This window comes from Brassicibacter thermophilus (assembly GCF_055378355.1).
Genome location: NZ_AP042446.1, coordinates 2,719,305 through 2,735,788, shown reverse-complemented (window position 1 = coordinate 2,735,788; position 16,484 = coordinate 2,719,305). Strand labels below are relative to the sequence as shown.

The window sequence follows — 16,484 nt, the reverse complement described above, 5'->3', positions numbered from 1 at the left end:
CATGGCTAAGGAGGATCGTAAAGTAGAGATTATAAAGGCTTCGGCAAAGATATTTGCAGAGCATGGATATCATAAGGCTAAAATTGAAGACATAGCAAAGGAAGCTGGAGTAGGCAAAGGTACTATTTACGAATATTTTGATAGTAAGAAGGAACTATTCCAAGAGATGATTAAAAAGAGCTTGACTCAATATGAAAAACAAATAAGTAAAATAGCTAAAAGTGAGGAAAAAAATTATAAATAAACTCATAGATATTTCAAGATATCATGGTATTTTTCTAGGTGAACATATTGACTTAGCACACTCTATGATATCTCAATCAAATATTCTTTCTAAGGAAATGAAAATCTGGATGGTAGAGATTAGAAAAGAGTTATTTAAGACTATTGAAGATGTCATAAGAAAAGGAATAGATTCAGGAGAATTTAGGGCTGACTTAGATGTAGAAGGGTCTGCGTTATGTATTATTGGGGGAATAAATCAATATTATACAAAGAAAGTATATTTAGATAAAATAAAACCATCAAATGTAAAGCCAGAAAGTATTATATATACATTATACAATGGATTTAAAGCAAACTAATTTATTATTTAAGCACAAATTAAGCACAACCAAAATATCTTACCCTAAATGTGCTAAAACACGGGAGAAGTAAAACTTTATATTTCATAGACCTTTTTTAATGAGGAAATTGCATAAGAAATATTTCATTTCATAGCAATTATGCAATTTCCTTAATTTTAAGACTTGAATTCTTATAATATCCAAAGGGAAAACGTTGTTTTTTATATAAAATATAGTATAATTTAGTTATAATAAAAATTTATAACTTGCAAAGTTTTTCATCTGTAGCAATTATACAATTTTTTATCTTAAACAGATAAAGGAGGCTTATTTTATGGAAAAAGCGATGATAAGAATGAGAATGAGTATGCATGACGCTCATTATGGTGGAAATCTAGTAGATGGAGCAAAGATGCTTCAACTATTTGGAGATGTAGCAACAGAATTACTAATTAGAAATGATGGAGACGAGGGACTTTTTGCAGGATATGAAGAAGTAGAGTTTAAGGCACCAGTATATGCAGGAGATTACATAGAGGCCGTAGGGGAGATCATAAAGGTAGGGAATACATCAAGAAAGATGAAATTTGAAGCGAGAAAGGTTATAACATCGAGGCCTGATATAAATGAATCAGCATGTGATGTACTAGATGAGCCTGTAGTAGTGTGTAGAGCGGTAGGTACTTGTGTAGTACCAAAAGATAAACAAAGGAAATAAAGGAGGAACAAAAATGGAAAAACTTATCATTACCGCTGCATTAACTGGAGCAGAGGTTACAAGAGAGCAGCAACCTAATCTTCCTATTACTCCAGATGAAATTGCAGAGGCTGCTTATGAAGCGTACAAGGCAGGAGCGTCTATGATACATGTTCACGCAAGGAAAGACGACGGAACTCCAACTCAATCTTATGAAGTATACAAGGCTATAAAAGAAAAAGTAGAAGCTAAATGTCCAGTAATATTTCAGCCTTCTACAGGTGGAGCCACATGGCATAGCCCAGAAGAAAGGCTACAGCCTGTAGAATTAAAGCCAGAAATGGCTACACTAAGCTGTGGTACATGTAATTTTGGCAGAGATGTATTCATGAATACACAAGAATATATGGAAAAGTTTGCTAAGAGAATGCAAGAGCTTGGTGTAAAACCCGAACTTGAAGTATTTGAAAGAGGTATGATCAATAATGCACTCCTTTTATTAAAAAAAGGTCTTTTAAGTGAACCCCTCCATTTTGATTTTGTTATGGGTGTACCAGGAGCTATAACAGGTGATGTAAGAGATTTACTGTATATGGTTGAAAGTATACCAAAGGGTTCAACTTGGACTGTTGCTGGTATAGGAAGATATGAGCTTTCACTTGCTACAGTAGCTATAGTATTAGGTGGTCATGTAAGAGTAGGATTTGAAGATAATATTTATTACAAAAAGGGAGAACTAGCAAAATCCAATGCTCAATTAGTAGAAAGAATAGCAAGACTTTCAAGAGAACTTGGTAGAGAGGTAGCTACTCCAGATGAAGCTAGAGAGATACTTGGCATAAATAAAAAGTAAATAACATGGTATTATAAGGTAACCGAAACTTTTGGTTACCTTTATTTTTTTGCAGGAATTAATTATTTTATGTTGAATAATGATATTGTATAAGGAGGTGCTTTAAGTGTTAGTCAATGGAGATAGGGCATTTGCAATTAGATGTGATAAATGTGGTAAGTTTATTATACACAAATTTAATATATTTGAAATGTCTAATACCAAAAGATTGGAGTTTAAATGTACTTGTGGAAATTTGAATGGTGTGATTAAAACTAGGGATTTTAAATCCTTTTGGATAGAGGTACACTGTTATGCATGTCAGGATATTCATACCTTTAAATATACATTGAAAAATATTATTAATGGAAATAAAGTTTTTAGATGTATAGAAGGCATGGAAATATGTATTATAGGGAATAATAATGATGTAGAAAAACTAGTAGAGAGAAGTGAAAAAGATTTTGAAGATATAATTAGTGAGCTAGAGTTCTATGATTATTTTGTTAACTATGATATAATGGCTGCGTGTTTAAACCGTATTAAAGAATTATGCAGTGAAGGCAATATATCTTGTGACTGTGGTGGTGATGAGATAAAAGTTCAAATTTTTCCTGACAGAATAGAACTAAGATGTTCAAAATGCGACAGTATACAAATGATATATGCAGAAACTGATGAAGATTTACATGCTTTGATGGCTAAAGATAAAATTATTATGCACAAGCATGGGTTTGTATGTATAGACGCTATAAACCAAAATAATAGTTCTAAAGGTATGGAGTACAAGAAAACTGATGAATAATTATATTATTTTAAGGAGGTTTTACGATGTTAGTTACTGGCAAAGATGTGCTTATGCATGCACATAAAAACAATTATGCTGTAGGTGCTTTTAATGTAAATAACATGGAGATAGTTCAAGCTATTATAGAAGCTGCAGAAGAAACTCAATCACCAGTTATACTCCAAGCAAGTCAGGGCGGTTTAAAATATGCTGGTGTTGAATATATTGCTGAAATGGCAAAAGTAGCAGCTAGAAATGCTTCTGTGCCTGTAGTTATTCACTTGGACCATGGTACAGATTTTGTGCAGATAATGAAATGCATAAGAAATGGATTTACTTCTGTTATGATAGACGGTTCAAAATACGATTTTGAGAGCAATATAAATGTTACAAAAAAAATCGTTGAACTTGCTCATGCAGTAGATGTTTCGGTAGAAGCAGAATTAGGGAAAATAGGGGGAACAGAAGACGATGTTCACGTTTCTGAAAGGGAAGCTACATTTACTGACCCTGATGAAGCAGTAGAATTTGTAAATAAAACTGGAGTTGATTCTCTTGCTATTGCTGTAGGTACAGCTCATGGACCTTATAAAGGTGAACCAAAGCTTGATTTTGATAGGATTAAGGTCATTAAGGAAAGATTAAATATGCCTTTAGTACTCCATGGTTCATCTGGAGTTCCTGAGGAAAGTATAAGGAAAGCTGTTAGCCTTGGAATAAATAAGATAAATATAGATACAGATATTCGTATGGCTTTCCATAGGGCAGTTAAAAAGTTTATAGAAGAAAATCCAGATGTATATGATCCAAGGAAAATTATAGGTCCTGCAAAGAAAGAAATGAAAAAAGTTATAGCAGAAAAGATGAAGATGTTTGGTTCTGTAGGTAAAGCGTGGAAATAATTTATAAAAGGAGCGATTATATGAAATTTTTTATTGATACAGCTAATATTGATGAGATAAAAGAAATTAACGATTGGGGAGTAATATGTGGAGTTACAACTAATCCATCTCTTATTGCTAAAGAGGGAAGAGATTTCAAACAAGTTATAAAAGAGATTACTTCTATAGTGGATGGACCTATAAGTGCAGAGGTAATAAGCCTCAAATCTGATGGTATGGTTAAAGAAGCTAAAGAACTATCTAAAATTCATAAAAATATAGTCATAAAAATACCTATGACTGACGAAGGTTTGAAGGCAGTAAAGATTTTATCTAGTATGGGGATAAAAACTAATGTAACTCTTGTTTTTTCACCAAGCCAAGCTTTACTAGCTGCAAAGGCAGGAGCTAGTTATGTAAGTCCATTTGTAGGCAGGATGGATGATATAGGTAATGAAGGAATGAATATAATTAGCGATATTGTGCAGATATTTGACATGCATGGAATAGACACAGAAATTATTGCTGCAAGTATCAGACATCCAATTCACGTTATAGAAGCTGCTAAGTTAGGGGCTCACATAGCTACAGTACCATATAAGGTATTTAAGGCTATGATTAAGCACCCTATGACAGATAAAGGAATAGAAAGATTTTTAAAGGATTGGGAAGGGGTCAGTAAATAGGAGGTCTTTTAATGGATAGAAACTTATCAATATCTCTAGTTAGAGTTACAGAAATAGCTGCGCTGGTTTCTGCTAAGTACATGGGTAGAGGTGACAAGGAAGGTGCTGACCAGGCAGCTGTAGATGCTATGAGGATGTCTTTTAATCTAGTAAATGTAAATGGTACTGTTGTAATAGGAGAAGGAGAACTTGATGAAGCTCCTATGCTTCATATAGGAGAGAATGTTGGCGTGGATACAAAAGGAGCACCAAATGTAGATATAGCAGTTGATCCAGTAGAAGGTACTACATTGGTAGCTAAAGGGTTGCTAAATGCTATTTCTGTTATAGCTATGGCACCAAAAGGCTGCTTACTTAATGCACCAGACACTTACATGAAAAAAATTGCTGTAGGTCCAAGAGCAGCAGACGTAATTAATTTGGATGCACCTATTGAAGAAAATCTGTTGAACGTTGCTAAAGCTCTCAATAAAAATATATCTGATTTAACTGTTATAATACAGGACAGACCAAGGCATTATGATATGATACGTGAAATAAGGAGAGTAGGTGCAAGAATAAAGCTCTTTGGTGAGGGCGATGTAGCTGCAGCAATAGCTACTGGTTTTGAAGATACAGGAGTTGATGTATTTATGGGGATAGGTGGAGCTCCTGAAGGAGTTCTCGCTGCTTCTGCATTAAAATGTATGGGTGGTCAATTTCAAGGAAGGCTTAATCCTATGAGTGACGAAGAAATGGAGAGATGTTCAGAATTAGGCTGGACAGAATCAGATATAAATAGATTATTGACTATCGATGACCTTGCAAAAGGTGACGACATATTCTTTTCGGCTACTGGTATAACAGATGGGGAACTTTTGAAAGGTGTAGTTTTTCACGGAAGCAATTGGGCTAGAACCCATTCAGTAGTTATGAGGTGTAAGACAGGTACTATCAGATTTGTAGAAGCTAGACATAGATTAGATAAAAATGAGATATTAGTAGAACTTATGAAAAAGCATGATAAAAAATAATAGGTAGTTTTAATAGGGTCAGGCTATAAAAGCTTGACCCTTGGCTTTGCATTTATGTTATACTAATTGACATTAATAATTTAAATGATATATACTAATTTTAATAATAAATGGTTATTTATAAATAATATGATGTTTTTATACATTAAATTAGGGGGAATATAAAATGGATAGAAATCTTGCTATAAACCTTGTGAGAGTAACAGAGGCAGCTGCATTAGAAAGTGCTAAACATTTAGGAAGAGGAGATAAAATTAAAGCTGACCAAGCAGCTGTAGATGGAATGAGGAATATGTTTGATACATTAATGATTGATGGAGTTGTAGTTATAGGAGAGGGAGAAATGGATGAAGCTCCAATGCTATACATAGGTGAGCATATAGGTAAGGCAGTAGAAGGGTGTCCTAAGGTAGATATAGCAGTTGATCCTTTAGATGGTACTACAGCAGTTGCTAAAGGTTTACCTAATGCTATATCAGTAGTGGCTGTTGCACCTAGAGGCTGCCTTTTACATGCACCAGATATGTATATGGATAAAATAGCTGTAGGGCCAAAAGCTGCTGGTAAGATAAATATAAATGCATCTGTTGAGGAAAATCTAAATTCTGTAGCAGAAGCACTGAACAAAGATATATCTGATGTAACAGTTACTATGCTCGATAGGCCTAGGCATGAAGAACTCATAAGCAGAGTTAGAAATGCAGGAGCACGAATAAAGCTTTTTGGTGATGGTGACGTAGCAGCAGCCATTGCAACATGTTTTGAACACTCAGGTGTGGATATACTACTAGGTATAGGAGGTGCACCTGAAGGAGTCATTGCTGCAGCAGCTTTAAAATGTATGGGAGGAGAATTTCAGGGTAAGCTTATACCATATACAGATGAGGAAAGAGAAAGATGCATAAAAATGGGTATAGGGAATATAGATAAAGTACTTACAATGGAGGATTTAGCCAAAGGTAATGAGATATTATTTGCAGCTACTGGAATTTCAGACGGAGAATTGCTTAAAGGTGTTGTATATTATGAAAATAATACTGCTAGGACACATTCAATGGTTACTAGAAGTAAAACAGGTACTATAAGGTTTATTGAATCTATACATAAACTTGATAAAAAACCTGAATATGCGAAATAATATATTTTCGTGTTGACTATATATTATTAACGTGATAATATATCAATGATAAAACCTTTCTATTATACTTTTCTTATTCTCCAATGAAGTAGATTTTAATTTATCCTTGAGTTCCCCATTTTAACTAGTTAAATTGGTGAATATAGATAGATACTTTGCTAGATTTTGCTAGTTATTTTACAATAAAAATTCCTCATGAAAGTTTATTTTAAATTCTTTGGAGGTGAAGATTTGAACGAAAAAAGTCTAAAAGATAAAAAATTAGACGAGCTGAGAGTTATAGCTAAAAATATAGGTATAAAAAGCTGTACTAAATATAAAAAAAGTGAATTGATAGAGCTGATAATGGAAAATATTAAGGAAGAATATAAAGAAGATAATGCTATTGAAGTTATAGAACAAGTGTACTCAGAAGATTTGCCTAATAAAATAACTGAAGAAATAGAACAAAGTAATGACATAAATGTAGCAGAGGGTATTTTAGAAATACATACTGATGGGTATGGATTTATGAGGTGTGATAATTACTTGTCAGGAGATGAAGATATATATGTCTCTCCTTCTCAGATACGAAGATTTAGGCTTAAAACAGGAGACAAATTGTATGGAATAACAAGACCACCTAAATCAGGAGAAAAATACAAAGCATTGCTTTATGTAAAGAAAGTTAATGATGAAGATCCTGAAACAGCAATTAATAGGCCAGAATTTGATACATTAACTCCTATTTACCCAGATGAAAAGTTAGTTCTTGAAACAAGCCCTAATGAACTGTCTACAAGAATAATAGATTTAATAGCTCCTATAGGAAAAGGTCAAAGGGGTATGATAGTTGCACCTCCAAAGGCTGGGAAAACTATCCTTCTAAAAAAAATTGCTAACAGCATTTCTCAAAATCATCCTGAAATGGATTTAATTGTATTATTAATTGATGAAAGGCCTGAGGAAGTAACAGATATGAAGAGGTCTGTTAAAGGGGATGTTGTTTATTCGACATTTGATGAATTACCAAAGCATCATATAAAGGTAGCTGAAATGGTTTTAGAGAGGGCAAAAAGGCTTGTTGAGCATGGTAAAGATGTAATTATACTATTGGATAGTATAACAAGGCTTGCAAGAGCATATAACTTAACTATACCGGCAACTGGCAGAACCCTTTCAGGAGGACTAGATCCTGGAGCATTGCATAAACCAAAGAGGTTTTTCGGAGCAGCAAGAAATATAGAAAATGGTGGTAGTTTAACTATATTAGCTACAGCTCTTATTGAAACAGGTAGTAGGATGGACGATGTTATTTTTGAGGAATTTAAAGGGACAGGAAACATGGAAGTACATTTAGATCGAAAACTTTCAGAAAAGAGAATATTCCCTGCTATAAACATAAATAAATCAGGAACTAGAAGGGAAGAACTTTTATTAAGTCAAAAAGAGTTAGAAACTATATGGGGTATTAGAAAAGCTTTGAGTAGTGTTTCAATTTCAGAAGTAACGGAAACACTTATCGATTTACTAATTCAAACTAAATCTAATGATGAATTTATAGAAAAGGTAAGAAATAAGGTTTGGATGTAATATTTTAATAATTTCTTGAAATATAACTTATGGTATGCTATAATGTATGAGTTGAAAAGTCGAAGTAAAATATAGATTTTATTTATGATAATATTAGGCTTAAACCTATTAAAGAAAGCTTATAAGAGAGGTGATATTGATGAAAAAGGGTATTCATCCAGAGTTTAAAAAGGCTATAGTTCGTTGTGCATGTGGAAATACATTTGAAACAGGTTCAGTTAAAGATGAAATTAGAGTAGAAATCTGTTCAGAATGCCATCCATTCTTCACTGGACGTCAAAAATTTGTTGATAAGGGTGGACGTGTAGAAAAGTTCAAGAAAAAATATGGGATGGATTAATTAGGGTTATAGGTTAGTAGCTAAAAGCTTCTAACCTTTATTTTTGTACTGTGTTTAAAGTAAGGGGGACACTTCATGTATAGACCAAATAATCATGGATGGATTGAAATAATTGTAGGACCTATGTACAGTGGTAAAAGTGAAGAGTTGATTAGAAGGATAAGAAGGGCTCAAATAGCACGACAAAAAATTCAAGTATTTAAACCTGCTATAGACGATCGCTATTCTATTGAGGAAGTAGTTTCACATAGTGGAGATAAGATTAAAGCCTATAACATAAGTTCTTCAAGTGATATACATAAATATTTAGAGGAAGATACAAAAGTTGTTGCTGTAGATGAAGTTCAGTTTCTTGATGAAGGTATTGTAAATGTATGTAGAGAATTGGCGGATAAAGGGTTGAGAGTGATAGCAGCAGGACTAGATATGGATTTTAGGGGAGAACCTTTTGGACCTACTCCAAGGCTTTTAGCTATAGCTGAATTTGTAGATAAATTAACTGCTATATGCGTTAAATGTGGTGCACCGGCAACTAGAACTCAGAGACTTATAAATGGGAAACCTGCTAATTATTCAGATCCAACTATTTTAGTAGGGGCTCAAGAAAGTTATGAAGCAAGATGCAGACAACATCACGAAGTTCCACGTTAATGATAAAGATAATAAAAAATATGTGAGGACATTTTTTCTTATGATAAGAAAAATGTCCTCATTTCGCTTATAATTTAAACTTCCTTATTAAATTTTGAAGTTCTACAGCAAGTTGCGATAGATTTTCACTTGCTGAAGCTATTTCTTCCATGGATGCTGTTTGCTGCTCTGTAGCTGCAGATATATTTTGAATTTCTCCTGATACAGATTTACTTACTTCTTTCATGTTTTCTGTAGATTTTTCTACATCATTTATAGCTTTAGATACTTGTTCAAATGCTTTAGAAGTATTAATTATTTTATCGTTTACATTATCTATAAGATTAGTTATTTCGATAAATATATTCATGGTTTTATCAGCTGTACTTATTCCTTGTTTTACTTGATTTAATTCTTCTTTCATTGTGGCATTAGCTGTTTTTATTTTGGTATTATTAGAATGAATAATGTTGTTTATTTCTTCGGCAGCTTCTTGAGATTGTTCAGCTAGTTTTCTCACTTCTTCTGCTACTACAGAAAAGCCTTTACCATGTTCTCCAGCTCTTGCAGCTTCTATAGCAGCATTTAATGCTAGAAGATTGGTTTGTTCGGCTATTGTTTTAATTATATTTATTATTTCAAACATTTTCTTAGAACTTTCAGTAATATTATCTAAGGAATGTTCAACTTCTTTTGTACTATTATCTATATTTTCCATTTGAGATATGAGAGTAGCCATTTCGTCTTTACCAGATATTGCCTTACTTAAAGTGTCATTGCTCAAATTTTTTATATCTTCAACAGCATTTGATATGTCTTTAATGTTTGAAAATACTTGCTGCATTGATGAAGAAACATTCATTATTTCTTTTAATTGGTTATTAGAACTTTGAGCTACTTCTGTAGAAGAATGAGCTATGTTTTGGGATGCTGAAGCTGATTGCTGTGAAGTGGCTGTTAGTTCTTCAGAAGAAGCTGATAGCTGTTCCGATGAGTTATTAATAACCTTTAAGAAACCTCGCAGATTGTCTATTAAGGCTTGAAAAGAATTAGCCATAACTCCAAATTCATCTTTTCTTTTCAAAAATTTTTGAGGTAAATCGTTTTCAATATTTAAATTAGCAATTTCTTGGGTTCTTTTTGTCACTGCATGTATAGGTTTTGTTATAATCATTTTTATAAATAGAGATATAATAATTCCGACTACTAATGCTATTATAGTATAAATAAAAATCTTTAGTTTTAAGTAGTTTAAATCTTCCAATAGTTCATTTTTTGATATTGTTATACCTACAGACCACCCAGTACTTTTAACTGGTGCATAACCTAAATATTTTTCTTCACCATTTTGTATATATTCTCCTACTCCTTTTTTCCCTGCTATCATTTCCTTTTCAAGATTTGCTAAAGCTGTTAAAGAAGGGTCATCTTTAGACATTTCTATTATATTAGTTTTGTTTATTATTAATTCAACATCGTTATGTGCTATAATATTTCCCTCTTTATTAATTAAGTATGCTTTACCAGTTGAACCTAGTGTAATATCATTAGTTATAGAATTTAATTCTAATCCGCTGTGAACAGATACTAAAACTCCCGTAATGGCTCCATTGTATTCTATAGGGGTTGCAAAAATTATTTCCATCATATTATTTGACTCATTTTGTATAGGGTCAGATACAGAATTTTCGCCTTTTAGAGCAGTTTTAAAAAAATCTTTTTCGGCTACATTATATGTATACCCATTAGTATACTTTAAATTTCCTTGAGTATCAATTATTCCCATTCTCACGAAATTATTTTTATTTGCTTCTGAAATTAAAGATATTCTTTTTTCTTCCCATGGGAAATTAGGGTTTTTTATGAGTTCTTTGTCTGCTATTTTTTCAAGGATAATAAATTCAGACTTTAATCTCGATTCAATTATTTTAGTCGCATCTTCTGCTTTTTCAGGAAGTTGTTTTTCTATTTGACTAAGTAGTGCTTTAGAAGCTATATCATAAGATTTATATCCTAGCGATGTGCTCAATAACAATATTATAACTATTATGACAATCAGTATTTTATTTCCTATACTCATTCCCGTTTTATTATTTTTATTTTTTTGTATTTTTGTTGTACTTTTAGATGCATGGCCGTTCAAAATACTATTTTCCCTCCTCCCTATGAATTTGGATATTAGGAACGTGTGCTTAAATTTTAGAAAATAATAACTACATCATATAATAGATATTTAATATTTTGTTGATAAAATGGTATAAGATTTCATTATTATATAATATTTTACAATAAAAATGGGTATTTGTAAAATTTTGTAGGGAAATGTCATCAAAAAGTCATTGATATATGAATTTTTTATTATATTAGGTGTAGTTTTCATATTCTTTTAAAAATTGTTGTTATAGATTATTTAATACTATATAATAATATTTGTAGAACATATTGAGAAAAGAGAGTAGGTATAAATTATGACTAAAATAAAAGATATAGATAGAAAACCTAAACATATAACGAGTATTGGAGGGCAAGCTCTTATTGAAGGGGTTATGATGAAGGGCCCTAAAGATATAGGGATTGCAGTAAGGAAACCTGATGGTGAGATAGAGATAAAGAAAGATCCTATAAATACACCTTCAACTAGGCACAAAGTATTAAGATTACCATTTATAAGAGGATTTATTGGATTAATAGAAGCTATGATAATAGGGATTAAATCTTTGATGTATTCTGCTGAATTTTACGATGAAGAAGAAGTAGAACCTACTAAGTTTGATAAATTTTTTGAAAAAATATTCAAAGATAAAGCGGAAACTGTAGCGATATATTTCTCTGTTTTTCTCTCTTTAGTTATAGCTGTTGTTGTATTTATGATAGGGCCAACTTTCTTGACAAATCTCTTAAAGAAAAAGATAAGCAGTTCAATTTTATTAAATCTTATCGAAGGTTTAATAAGGATAATAGTATTTTTATTATATTTAGTATCCATATCTAGAATGAAAGATATTCAAAGGGTGTTTGAATATCACGGAGCAGAGCATAAAACTATACATTGTTATGAGCATGAGGAAGAGCTTACAGTGGAAAATGTTAAGAAATATCCTAGATTGCACCCAAGATGTGGGACTAGTTTCTTATTTATGGTTATGATAATAAGTATATTAGTATTTTCAGTATTTGGCTGGCCTAATCCTTTAGTTAGGTTTTTGCTTAGAATTGTACTGCTTCCAGTAATTGCTGGTATATCTTATGAGATTAATAAGATTATTGGTAGAAGTGATAGCAGGATTGCATATATTTTGTCCTACCCAGGACTTATGCTTCAGAAATTTGCTACTACAAGAGAGCCTGATGATTCGCAAATAGAAGTAGGGATTGCATCTTTAAAGGCTGTTTTGGTTGAGGATAAGGAGGCTGATCGGTGGTAGATACTTTTACTATAGAAGATATTATTAAGAAAGGTATGGTTATGCTTCAAGAATGGGAATTTTCTAATCCTCTTCTTGAAGCACAACTTATTTTATCTTATATTTTAGGGGTAGACAAGGTATACCTTTATACATATAAAGATAAAATGGTAAGTGAAAGTGATGCTTCAAAATATTTTCAGTTGGTTAACAAAAGAAAACAAGGTTATCCACTTCAGTACATAGTAGGAAAACAGGAATTTATGGGAATTGATTTCTATGTAGGAGAAGGTGTGCTTGTTCCTAGACCAGATACAGAGATTCTAGTTGAAAGTGTAATAAATTGGGCTGAAAAATATATTGATAATAATGAAATTATAAGAATTATAGATATAGGAACAGGTAGTGGTGCTGTAGCTGTAAGTTTAGCATATTATATTAAAAAGGCAATTGTATATACTGTAGATATTAGTAAAATAGCTTTAAAATTTGCTGAAAAAAATAGGAATAAATTAAATCTTAACGAACGAGTAGTTTTGTTGAATGGGGATATGTTTGAACCACTAGAAGGTTTAAATTTAAAGGGGAAAATTGATATTGTAGTATCTAATCCTCCATATATTCCTACTGATGATATACCATTTCTTCAAAAAGAAGTTTCAATTTTTGAACCTATTACTGCATTAGATGGAGGCAAGGATGGTCTTTATTTTTACAGGAAAATTATACCAAAGGCAAAGGAATATCTTATATCTGGTGGATTTTTGGCCTTAGAAATAGGATATGACCAAGGAGAAAAAGTAAAGAAACTTATTAGCAATGAGAAAAGTTTTGAGAATATAAGTATACTTAAAGATTTGTCAGGACATGACAGAGTGGTAACTGGTGTGAGAAATTGAGTTAGGAGAGATGTTATGAATCTTTTTAAACTATTTATTACTTTTTTTAAGATAGGTGCATTTACTTTTGGAGGAGGATATGCTATGCTTCCTCTCATAGAAGAAGAAGTTGTAGAGAAGAATAAATGGGTAACTAGTGAAGAGTTTTTAGATGCTATAGCTGTAGCACAGTCTTCACCAGGACCTGTGTCAGTTAATACGTCTATTTTTATTGGTTATAAACTCAGAGGGTTTATAGGTTCTTTAATATGCACATTAGGAACAATATTGCCTTCCTTTTTAATCATATTATTGGTAGCAGTGTTTTTTTATCAGTTTAGAGATAATCCTATTGTGGATAAAGTATTCATGGGAATAAGACCAGCTGTTGCTGCACTTATTTTATCGTCGGTATATAAATTAGGGAAAAAATCTAAAGTAAAGATAAATACTTTGATGATTTCAATAGCAGCTTTAGCAGCAGTAATATTTTTGAATTTAAGCCCTATAATAGTGATTTTGGCAGGAGGTATAGGTGCTATAGTTTATTACAAGAGAAAGTTAAATGATGATGTGTAATAGGTTATACGGAATAGGAGAGATAATATGATATATTTAAAGCTTTTCTTATCTTTTTTTAAAATAGGAGCATTTAGCTTTGGTGGAGGATATGCTATGCTTCCGCTAATACAGGAAGAAATCATAGATATACATGGATGGCTTACAGGGCAGGAATTTATTGATGTTATAGCTATTTCACAGATGACACCAGGTCCTATAGCAATAAATAGTGCTACATTTTTAGGTTATAAAGTGGGAGGAGTGTTAGGTTCTGTTATTGCGACTATTGCAGTTGTATTTCCTTCATTTATTATAATGCTTACAATAGTACATTTTTTTAATAAATTTAAAGATTCACCATACGTAATATGGGCATTTAAGGGGATTAGACCTGTTGTTCTTGGATTAATAGCCTCAGCTGGAGTAGCAGTGGCTATGGATACTTATGTTGATTTAAAAAGTATATTAATAAGCGTAGGGATATTTTTACTTTTAACTTATAAAAAGCTTCACCCAATACTAGCTGTTGTATTAGCAGGAGTTCTTGGTGTAATATTGTTCTAATATTTTGCTAAAGGAAATTACATATGATATAATATAAATTTGGAAACTCTATATTTATGAGGTGAAAACTATGTTGGAAAAACTTGACTTTTTAGAAAATAAATACAATGATTTGAGTAAGAAAATAAGTGATCCAGAAATAATTAGCAACAGAACTGAATGGCAAAAATTAGTAAAAGAGCATTCGGAACTTGAGCCAATAGTAATGAAATATCGTGAATATAACGATGTAGTAAAGCAATTAAATGAATCAAAGAGCATGCTAAAAGAAAAACTTGAAGATGATTTTAAGGAATTAGTTAAAGAAGAAATAGAAGAGCTTACAGAGAAGCAAAATAAGCTTGAAAAAGAGTTAAAGATGCTTCTTATACCTAAGGACCCTAATGATGAAAAGAATGTTATAGTAGAAATTCGTGGTGGAGCAGGAGGAGACGAAGCAGGTCTATTTGCTGGTGATTTATTTAGAATGTACTCAAGATTTGCTGAAAGACAAGGTTGGAAGATTGAAATTATGAGCTCTAACCCACAAGGTGTCGGAGGATTTAAGGAAATTATATTTATGATAAAGGGTAAAGGTGCATACAGTAAACTAAAATATGAAAGTGGAGTTCACAGAGTACAGAGAGTACCTACTACTGAATCAAGTGGAAGAATACACACATCTACTGCTACTGTTGCAGTATTGCCAGAAGTAGATGATATTGATATTGAAATCAATCCAAACGATGTAAGGGTTGATGTTTTCCGTTCATCAGGTAATGGTGGGCAGAGTGTTAATACTACTGATTCTGCAGTAAGGCTTACTCATATACCTACAGGAATAGTAGTATCATGTCAAGATGAAAAATCTCAGCTTAAAAACAAAGATAAAGCTTTTAAGATACTAAAGGCTAGGCTATATGATAAGTATCGTTCAGAGCAAAATGCAGAAGTAGCTGAAGCAAGAAAGAGTCAAGTAGGTACAGGAGATAGAAGTGAAAGAATTAGAACTTATAACTTTCCACAGGGAAGAATTACTGATCATAGAATAAACCTTACTGTTTATAAACTTGAGGCATTCTTAGATGGTGATATAAATGATATGATTGATGCTTTGATTACAAGCGATCAAGCTGAAAAACTTAAAAATATCGGATAATTATCATTCCTATTATAAATCCAACAGTTAAACCTAGTGTTGAAGCCCTTCCTTGCTGAAGGGCTTTCGCTTTTGGTATAAGCTCATCACAAATTATGTATAACATAGTTCCTCCTGCGAGAGATAAACATATGGCGATAAAAAAACTAGATATACTTCCAAGCAATGCACCTATAAAAGCTCCTATTCCTGTAGGTAGTCCACAAAAAATAGTAATTAAAAGAACTTTTAATCTAGGATATCCACTTATTCTATACGGTGTAGCCATAGCTACTCCCTCGGGAAGATTGTGAAGTGCTATTACTAATGCCATAGTTAACCCCATTTTTTCTGTTACCATAAATCCTGATCCTATTGCTAAACCTTCAGGTAGGTTATGCATAGCTATACCTATACTTAAAAGAATTCCTGTTATAAAAAAATTATTTTTATTTCCTATATTTAAGAATTTATTTACTATATCCTCAACAAACATTATTATTACTATACCTAAAACTGTTCCAATTATTCCTGCCAAAGTTCCTCCTAACTTAAAAGATTCTGGTAGAAGGTCAAAAGTTACAATAGCAAGCATAATACCGCTAGCTCCTCCTAATGTTATGCCGAGGAAATTAGAATCAGGTTTTATAATAGTTACAGCCAGTATCCCTCCAAGGCCTGTTCCTATTATCCCAACAAAACTACCAATTAATACTATTTTAATCATAATTTTAACCTCCACAAAAAAACAAGAGAAAATACTAGACCGCAAAAATTCAATAAGGTATAATATATAGTTGAAAGTTTATCATAATAAC

General features: G+C 32.2%; 19 protein-coding genes. 17 read left to right on the top strand and 2 right to left on the bottom strand.

From position 1 onward, the window contains the following. Position 1 precedes the first annotated feature (1 nt). From ACZ41D_RS13150 to ACZ41D_RS13095, 12 genes are all read left to right on the top strand, one after another. On the top strand, positions 2-244 hold the full coding sequence (locus ACZ41D_RS13150; RefSeq protein ID WP_464151872.1) for a TetR/AcrR family transcriptional regulator: 243 nt from the start codon (positions 2-4) through the stop codon (positions 242-244). Beyond that, positions 222-584 (top strand): TetR/AcrR family transcriptional regulator C-terminal domain-containing protein, encoded by a 363-nt coding sequence (locus ACZ41D_RS13145; protein WP_464151871.1) that lies wholly within the window; start codon positions 222-224, stop codon positions 582-584. The genes ACZ41D_RS13150 and ACZ41D_RS13145 overlap by 23 nt, the downstream gene beginning before the upstream one ends. 316 nt (positions 585-900) lie before the next feature. After that, a complete protein-coding gene (kal, locus tag ACZ41D_RS13140; protein ID WP_464151870.1) occupies positions 901-1,284 on the top strand; it encodes a 3-aminobutyryl-CoA ammonia lyase in 384 nt (127 codons plus the stop codon). A gap of 13 nt (positions 1,285-1,297) precedes the next feature. Further along, on the top strand, positions 1,298-2,116 hold the full coding sequence (kce, locus tag ACZ41D_RS13135; protein WP_464151869.1) for a 3-keto-5-aminohexanoate cleavage enzyme: 819 nt from the start codon (positions 1,298-1,300) through the stop codon (positions 2,114-2,116). Positions 2,117-2,222: 106 nt separating this feature from the next. After that, complete coding sequence (locus tag ACZ41D_RS13130; RefSeq protein WP_464151868.1) at positions 2,223-2,900, top strand: hypothetical protein; 678 nt, start codon at positions 2,223-2,225, stop codon at positions 2,898-2,900. Between the two features lie 26 nt (positions 2,901-2,926). Continuing rightward, on the top strand, positions 2,927-3,784 hold the full coding sequence (locus tag ACZ41D_RS13125; protein WP_464151867.1) for a class II fructose-1,6-bisphosphate aldolase: 858 nt from the start codon (positions 2,927-2,929) through the stop codon (positions 3,782-3,784). 20 nt (positions 3,785-3,804) lie between these two features. Continuing rightward, positions 3,805-4,449: a fructose-6-phosphate aldolase gene (gene fsa, locus ACZ41D_RS13120; RefSeq protein ID WP_464151866.1), complete on the top strand. Its 645-nt coding sequence runs from the start codon at positions 3,805-3,807 to the stop codon at positions 4,447-4,449. An 11-nt stretch (positions 4,450-4,460) separates the two neighbouring features. Continuing rightward, positions 4,461-5,462 (top strand): class II fructose-bisphosphatase, encoded by a 1,002-nt coding sequence (gene glpX, locus ACZ41D_RS13115; protein WP_464151865.1) that lies wholly within the window; start codon positions 4,461-4,463, stop codon positions 5,460-5,462. A 166-nt stretch (positions 5,463-5,628) separates the two neighbouring features. After that, entirely contained in the window at positions 5,629-6,600 is a 972-nt protein-coding gene (gene glpX, locus ACZ41D_RS13110; RefSeq protein WP_464151864.1) for a class II fructose-bisphosphatase, read from the top strand. 195 nt (positions 6,601-6,795) lie between these two features. Further along, on the top strand, positions 6,796-8,172 hold the full coding sequence (rho, locus tag ACZ41D_RS13105; RefSeq protein WP_464151863.1) for a transcription termination factor Rho: 1,377 nt from the start codon (positions 6,796-6,798) through the stop codon (positions 8,170-8,172). Positions 8,173-8,311: 139 nt separating this feature from the next. Next, positions 8,312-8,512 (top strand): 50S ribosomal protein L31, encoded by a 201-nt coding sequence (gene rpmE / locus ACZ41D_RS13100; RefSeq protein WP_464151862.1) that lies wholly within the window; start codon positions 8,312-8,314, stop codon positions 8,510-8,512. Positions 8,513-8,587: 75 nt separating this feature from the next. Further along, positions 8,588-9,163, top strand: coding sequence for a thymidine kinase (locus ACZ41D_RS13095; protein ID WP_464151861.1), 576 nt, complete (start codon positions 8,588-8,590; stop codon positions 9,161-9,163). 67 nt (positions 9,164-9,230) lie between these two features. Here the strand turns inward: ACZ41D_RS13095 and ACZ41D_RS13090 are convergent, their stop codons facing one another. Next, positions 9,231-11,285 carry a methyl-accepting chemotaxis protein gene (locus tag ACZ41D_RS13090; RefSeq protein WP_464151860.1) on the bottom strand — a complete coding sequence of 685 codons (2,055 nt, stop codon included), beginning with the start codon at positions 11,283-11,285 and terminating at the stop codon, positions 9,231-9,233. A gap of 325 nt (positions 11,286-11,610) precedes the next feature. Here ACZ41D_RS13090 and ACZ41D_RS13085 point away from each other — a divergent pair, with 325 nt between their 5' ends. The 5 genes from ACZ41D_RS13085 (at position 11,611) to prfA (ending at position 15,687) form a co-directional block, all read left to right on the top strand. Continuing rightward, the gene (locus tag ACZ41D_RS13085) at positions 11,611-12,567 is read left to right on the top strand and encodes a DUF1385 domain-containing protein (protein ID WP_464151859.1); all 957 of its coding nucleotides are present in this window, start codon (positions 11,611-11,613) and stop codon (positions 12,565-12,567) included. After that, positions 12,561-13,445 (top strand): peptide chain release factor N(5)-glutamine methyltransferase, encoded by an 885-nt coding sequence (gene prmC / locus ACZ41D_RS13080; RefSeq protein ID WP_464151858.1) that lies wholly within the window; start codon positions 12,561-12,563, stop codon positions 13,443-13,445. Before ACZ41D_RS13085 ends, prmC begins: the two co-directional genes overlap by 7 nt. A 15-nt stretch (positions 13,446-13,460) precedes the next feature. After that, entirely contained in the window at positions 13,461-14,003 is a 543-nt protein-coding gene (locus ACZ41D_RS13075) for a chromate transporter (protein ID WP_464151857.1), read from the top strand. A 27-nt stretch (positions 14,004-14,030) separates the two neighbouring features. After that, the gene (locus ACZ41D_RS13070; RefSeq protein WP_464151856.1) at positions 14,031-14,549 is read left to right on the top strand and encodes a chromate transporter; all 519 of its coding nucleotides are present in this window, start codon (positions 14,031-14,033) and stop codon (positions 14,547-14,549) included. Positions 14,550-14,619: 70 nt separating this feature from the next. Further along, positions 14,620-15,687: a peptide chain release factor 1 gene (gene prfA / locus ACZ41D_RS13065; RefSeq protein WP_464151855.1), complete on the top strand. Its 1,068-nt coding sequence runs from the start codon at positions 14,620-14,622 to the stop codon at positions 15,685-15,687. On the opposite strand, the gene ACZ41D_RS13060 is transcribed toward prfA, so the two are convergent. Next, positions 15,671-16,393: a ZIP family metal transporter gene (locus tag ACZ41D_RS13060; RefSeq protein WP_464151854.1), complete on the bottom strand. Its 723-nt coding sequence runs from the start codon at positions 16,391-16,393 to the stop codon at positions 15,671-15,673. The genes prfA and ACZ41D_RS13060 overlap by 17 nt on opposite strands. Positions 16,394-16,484 lie beyond the last annotated feature (91 nt).

What these genes read in the sequence shown, in the direction of transcription:
- ACZ41D_RS13070 (WP_464151856.1), top strand. Translation starts at nt 14,031, where the DNA reads ATGATATATTTAAAGCTTTTCTTATCTTTTTTTAAAATAGGAGCATTT.
- ACZ41D_RS13125 (WP_464151867.1), top strand. Translation starts at nt 2,927, where the DNA reads ATGTTAGTTACTGGCAAAGATGTGCTTATGCATGCACATAAAAACAAT.
- ACZ41D_RS13075 (WP_464151857.1), top strand. Translation starts at nt 13,461, where the DNA reads ATGAATCTTTTTAAACTATTTATTACTTTTTTTAAGATAGGTGCATTT.
- glpX (WP_464151865.1), top strand. Translation starts at nt 4,461, where the DNA reads ATGGATAGAAACTTATCAATATCTCTAGTTAGAGTTACAGAAATAGCT.
- ACZ41D_RS13060 (WP_464151854.1), bottom strand. Translation starts at nt 16,393, where the DNA reads ATGATTAAAATAGTATTAATTGGTAGTTTTGTTGGGATAATAGGAACA.
- prfA (WP_464151855.1), top strand. Translation starts at nt 14,620, where the DNA reads ATGTTGGAAAAACTTGACTTTTTAGAAAATAAATACAATGATTTGAGT.
- rpmE (WP_464151862.1), top strand. Translation starts at nt 8,312, where the DNA reads ATGAAAAAGGGTATTCATCCAGAGTTTAAAAAGGCTATAGTTCGTTGT.
- ACZ41D_RS13095 (WP_464151861.1), top strand. Translation starts at nt 8,588, where the DNA reads ATGTATAGACCAAATAATCATGGATGGATTGAAATAATTGTAGGACCT.
- ACZ41D_RS13085 (WP_464151859.1), top strand. Translation starts at nt 11,611, where the DNA reads ATGACTAAAATAAAAGATATAGATAGAAAACCTAAACATATAACGAGT.
- rho (WP_464151863.1), top strand. Translation starts at nt 6,796, where the DNA reads ATGAAAGTTTATTTTAAATTCTTTGGAGGTGAAGATTTGAACGAAAAA.
- glpX (WP_464151864.1), top strand. Translation starts at nt 5,629, where the DNA reads ATGGATAGAAATCTTGCTATAAACCTTGTGAGAGTAACAGAGGCAGCT.
- kce (WP_464151869.1), top strand. Translation starts at nt 1,298, where the DNA reads ATGGAAAAACTTATCATTACCGCTGCATTAACTGGAGCAGAGGTTACA.
- fsa (WP_464151866.1), top strand. Translation starts at nt 3,805, where the DNA reads ATGAAATTTTTTATTGATACAGCTAATATTGATGAGATAAAAGAAATT.
- ACZ41D_RS13150 (WP_464151872.1), top strand. Translation starts at nt 2, where the DNA reads ATGGCTAAGGAGGATCGTAAAGTAGAGATTATAAAGGCTTCGGCAAAG.
- kal (WP_464151870.1), top strand. Translation starts at nt 901, where the DNA reads ATGGAAAAAGCGATGATAAGAATGAGAATGAGTATGCATGACGCTCAT.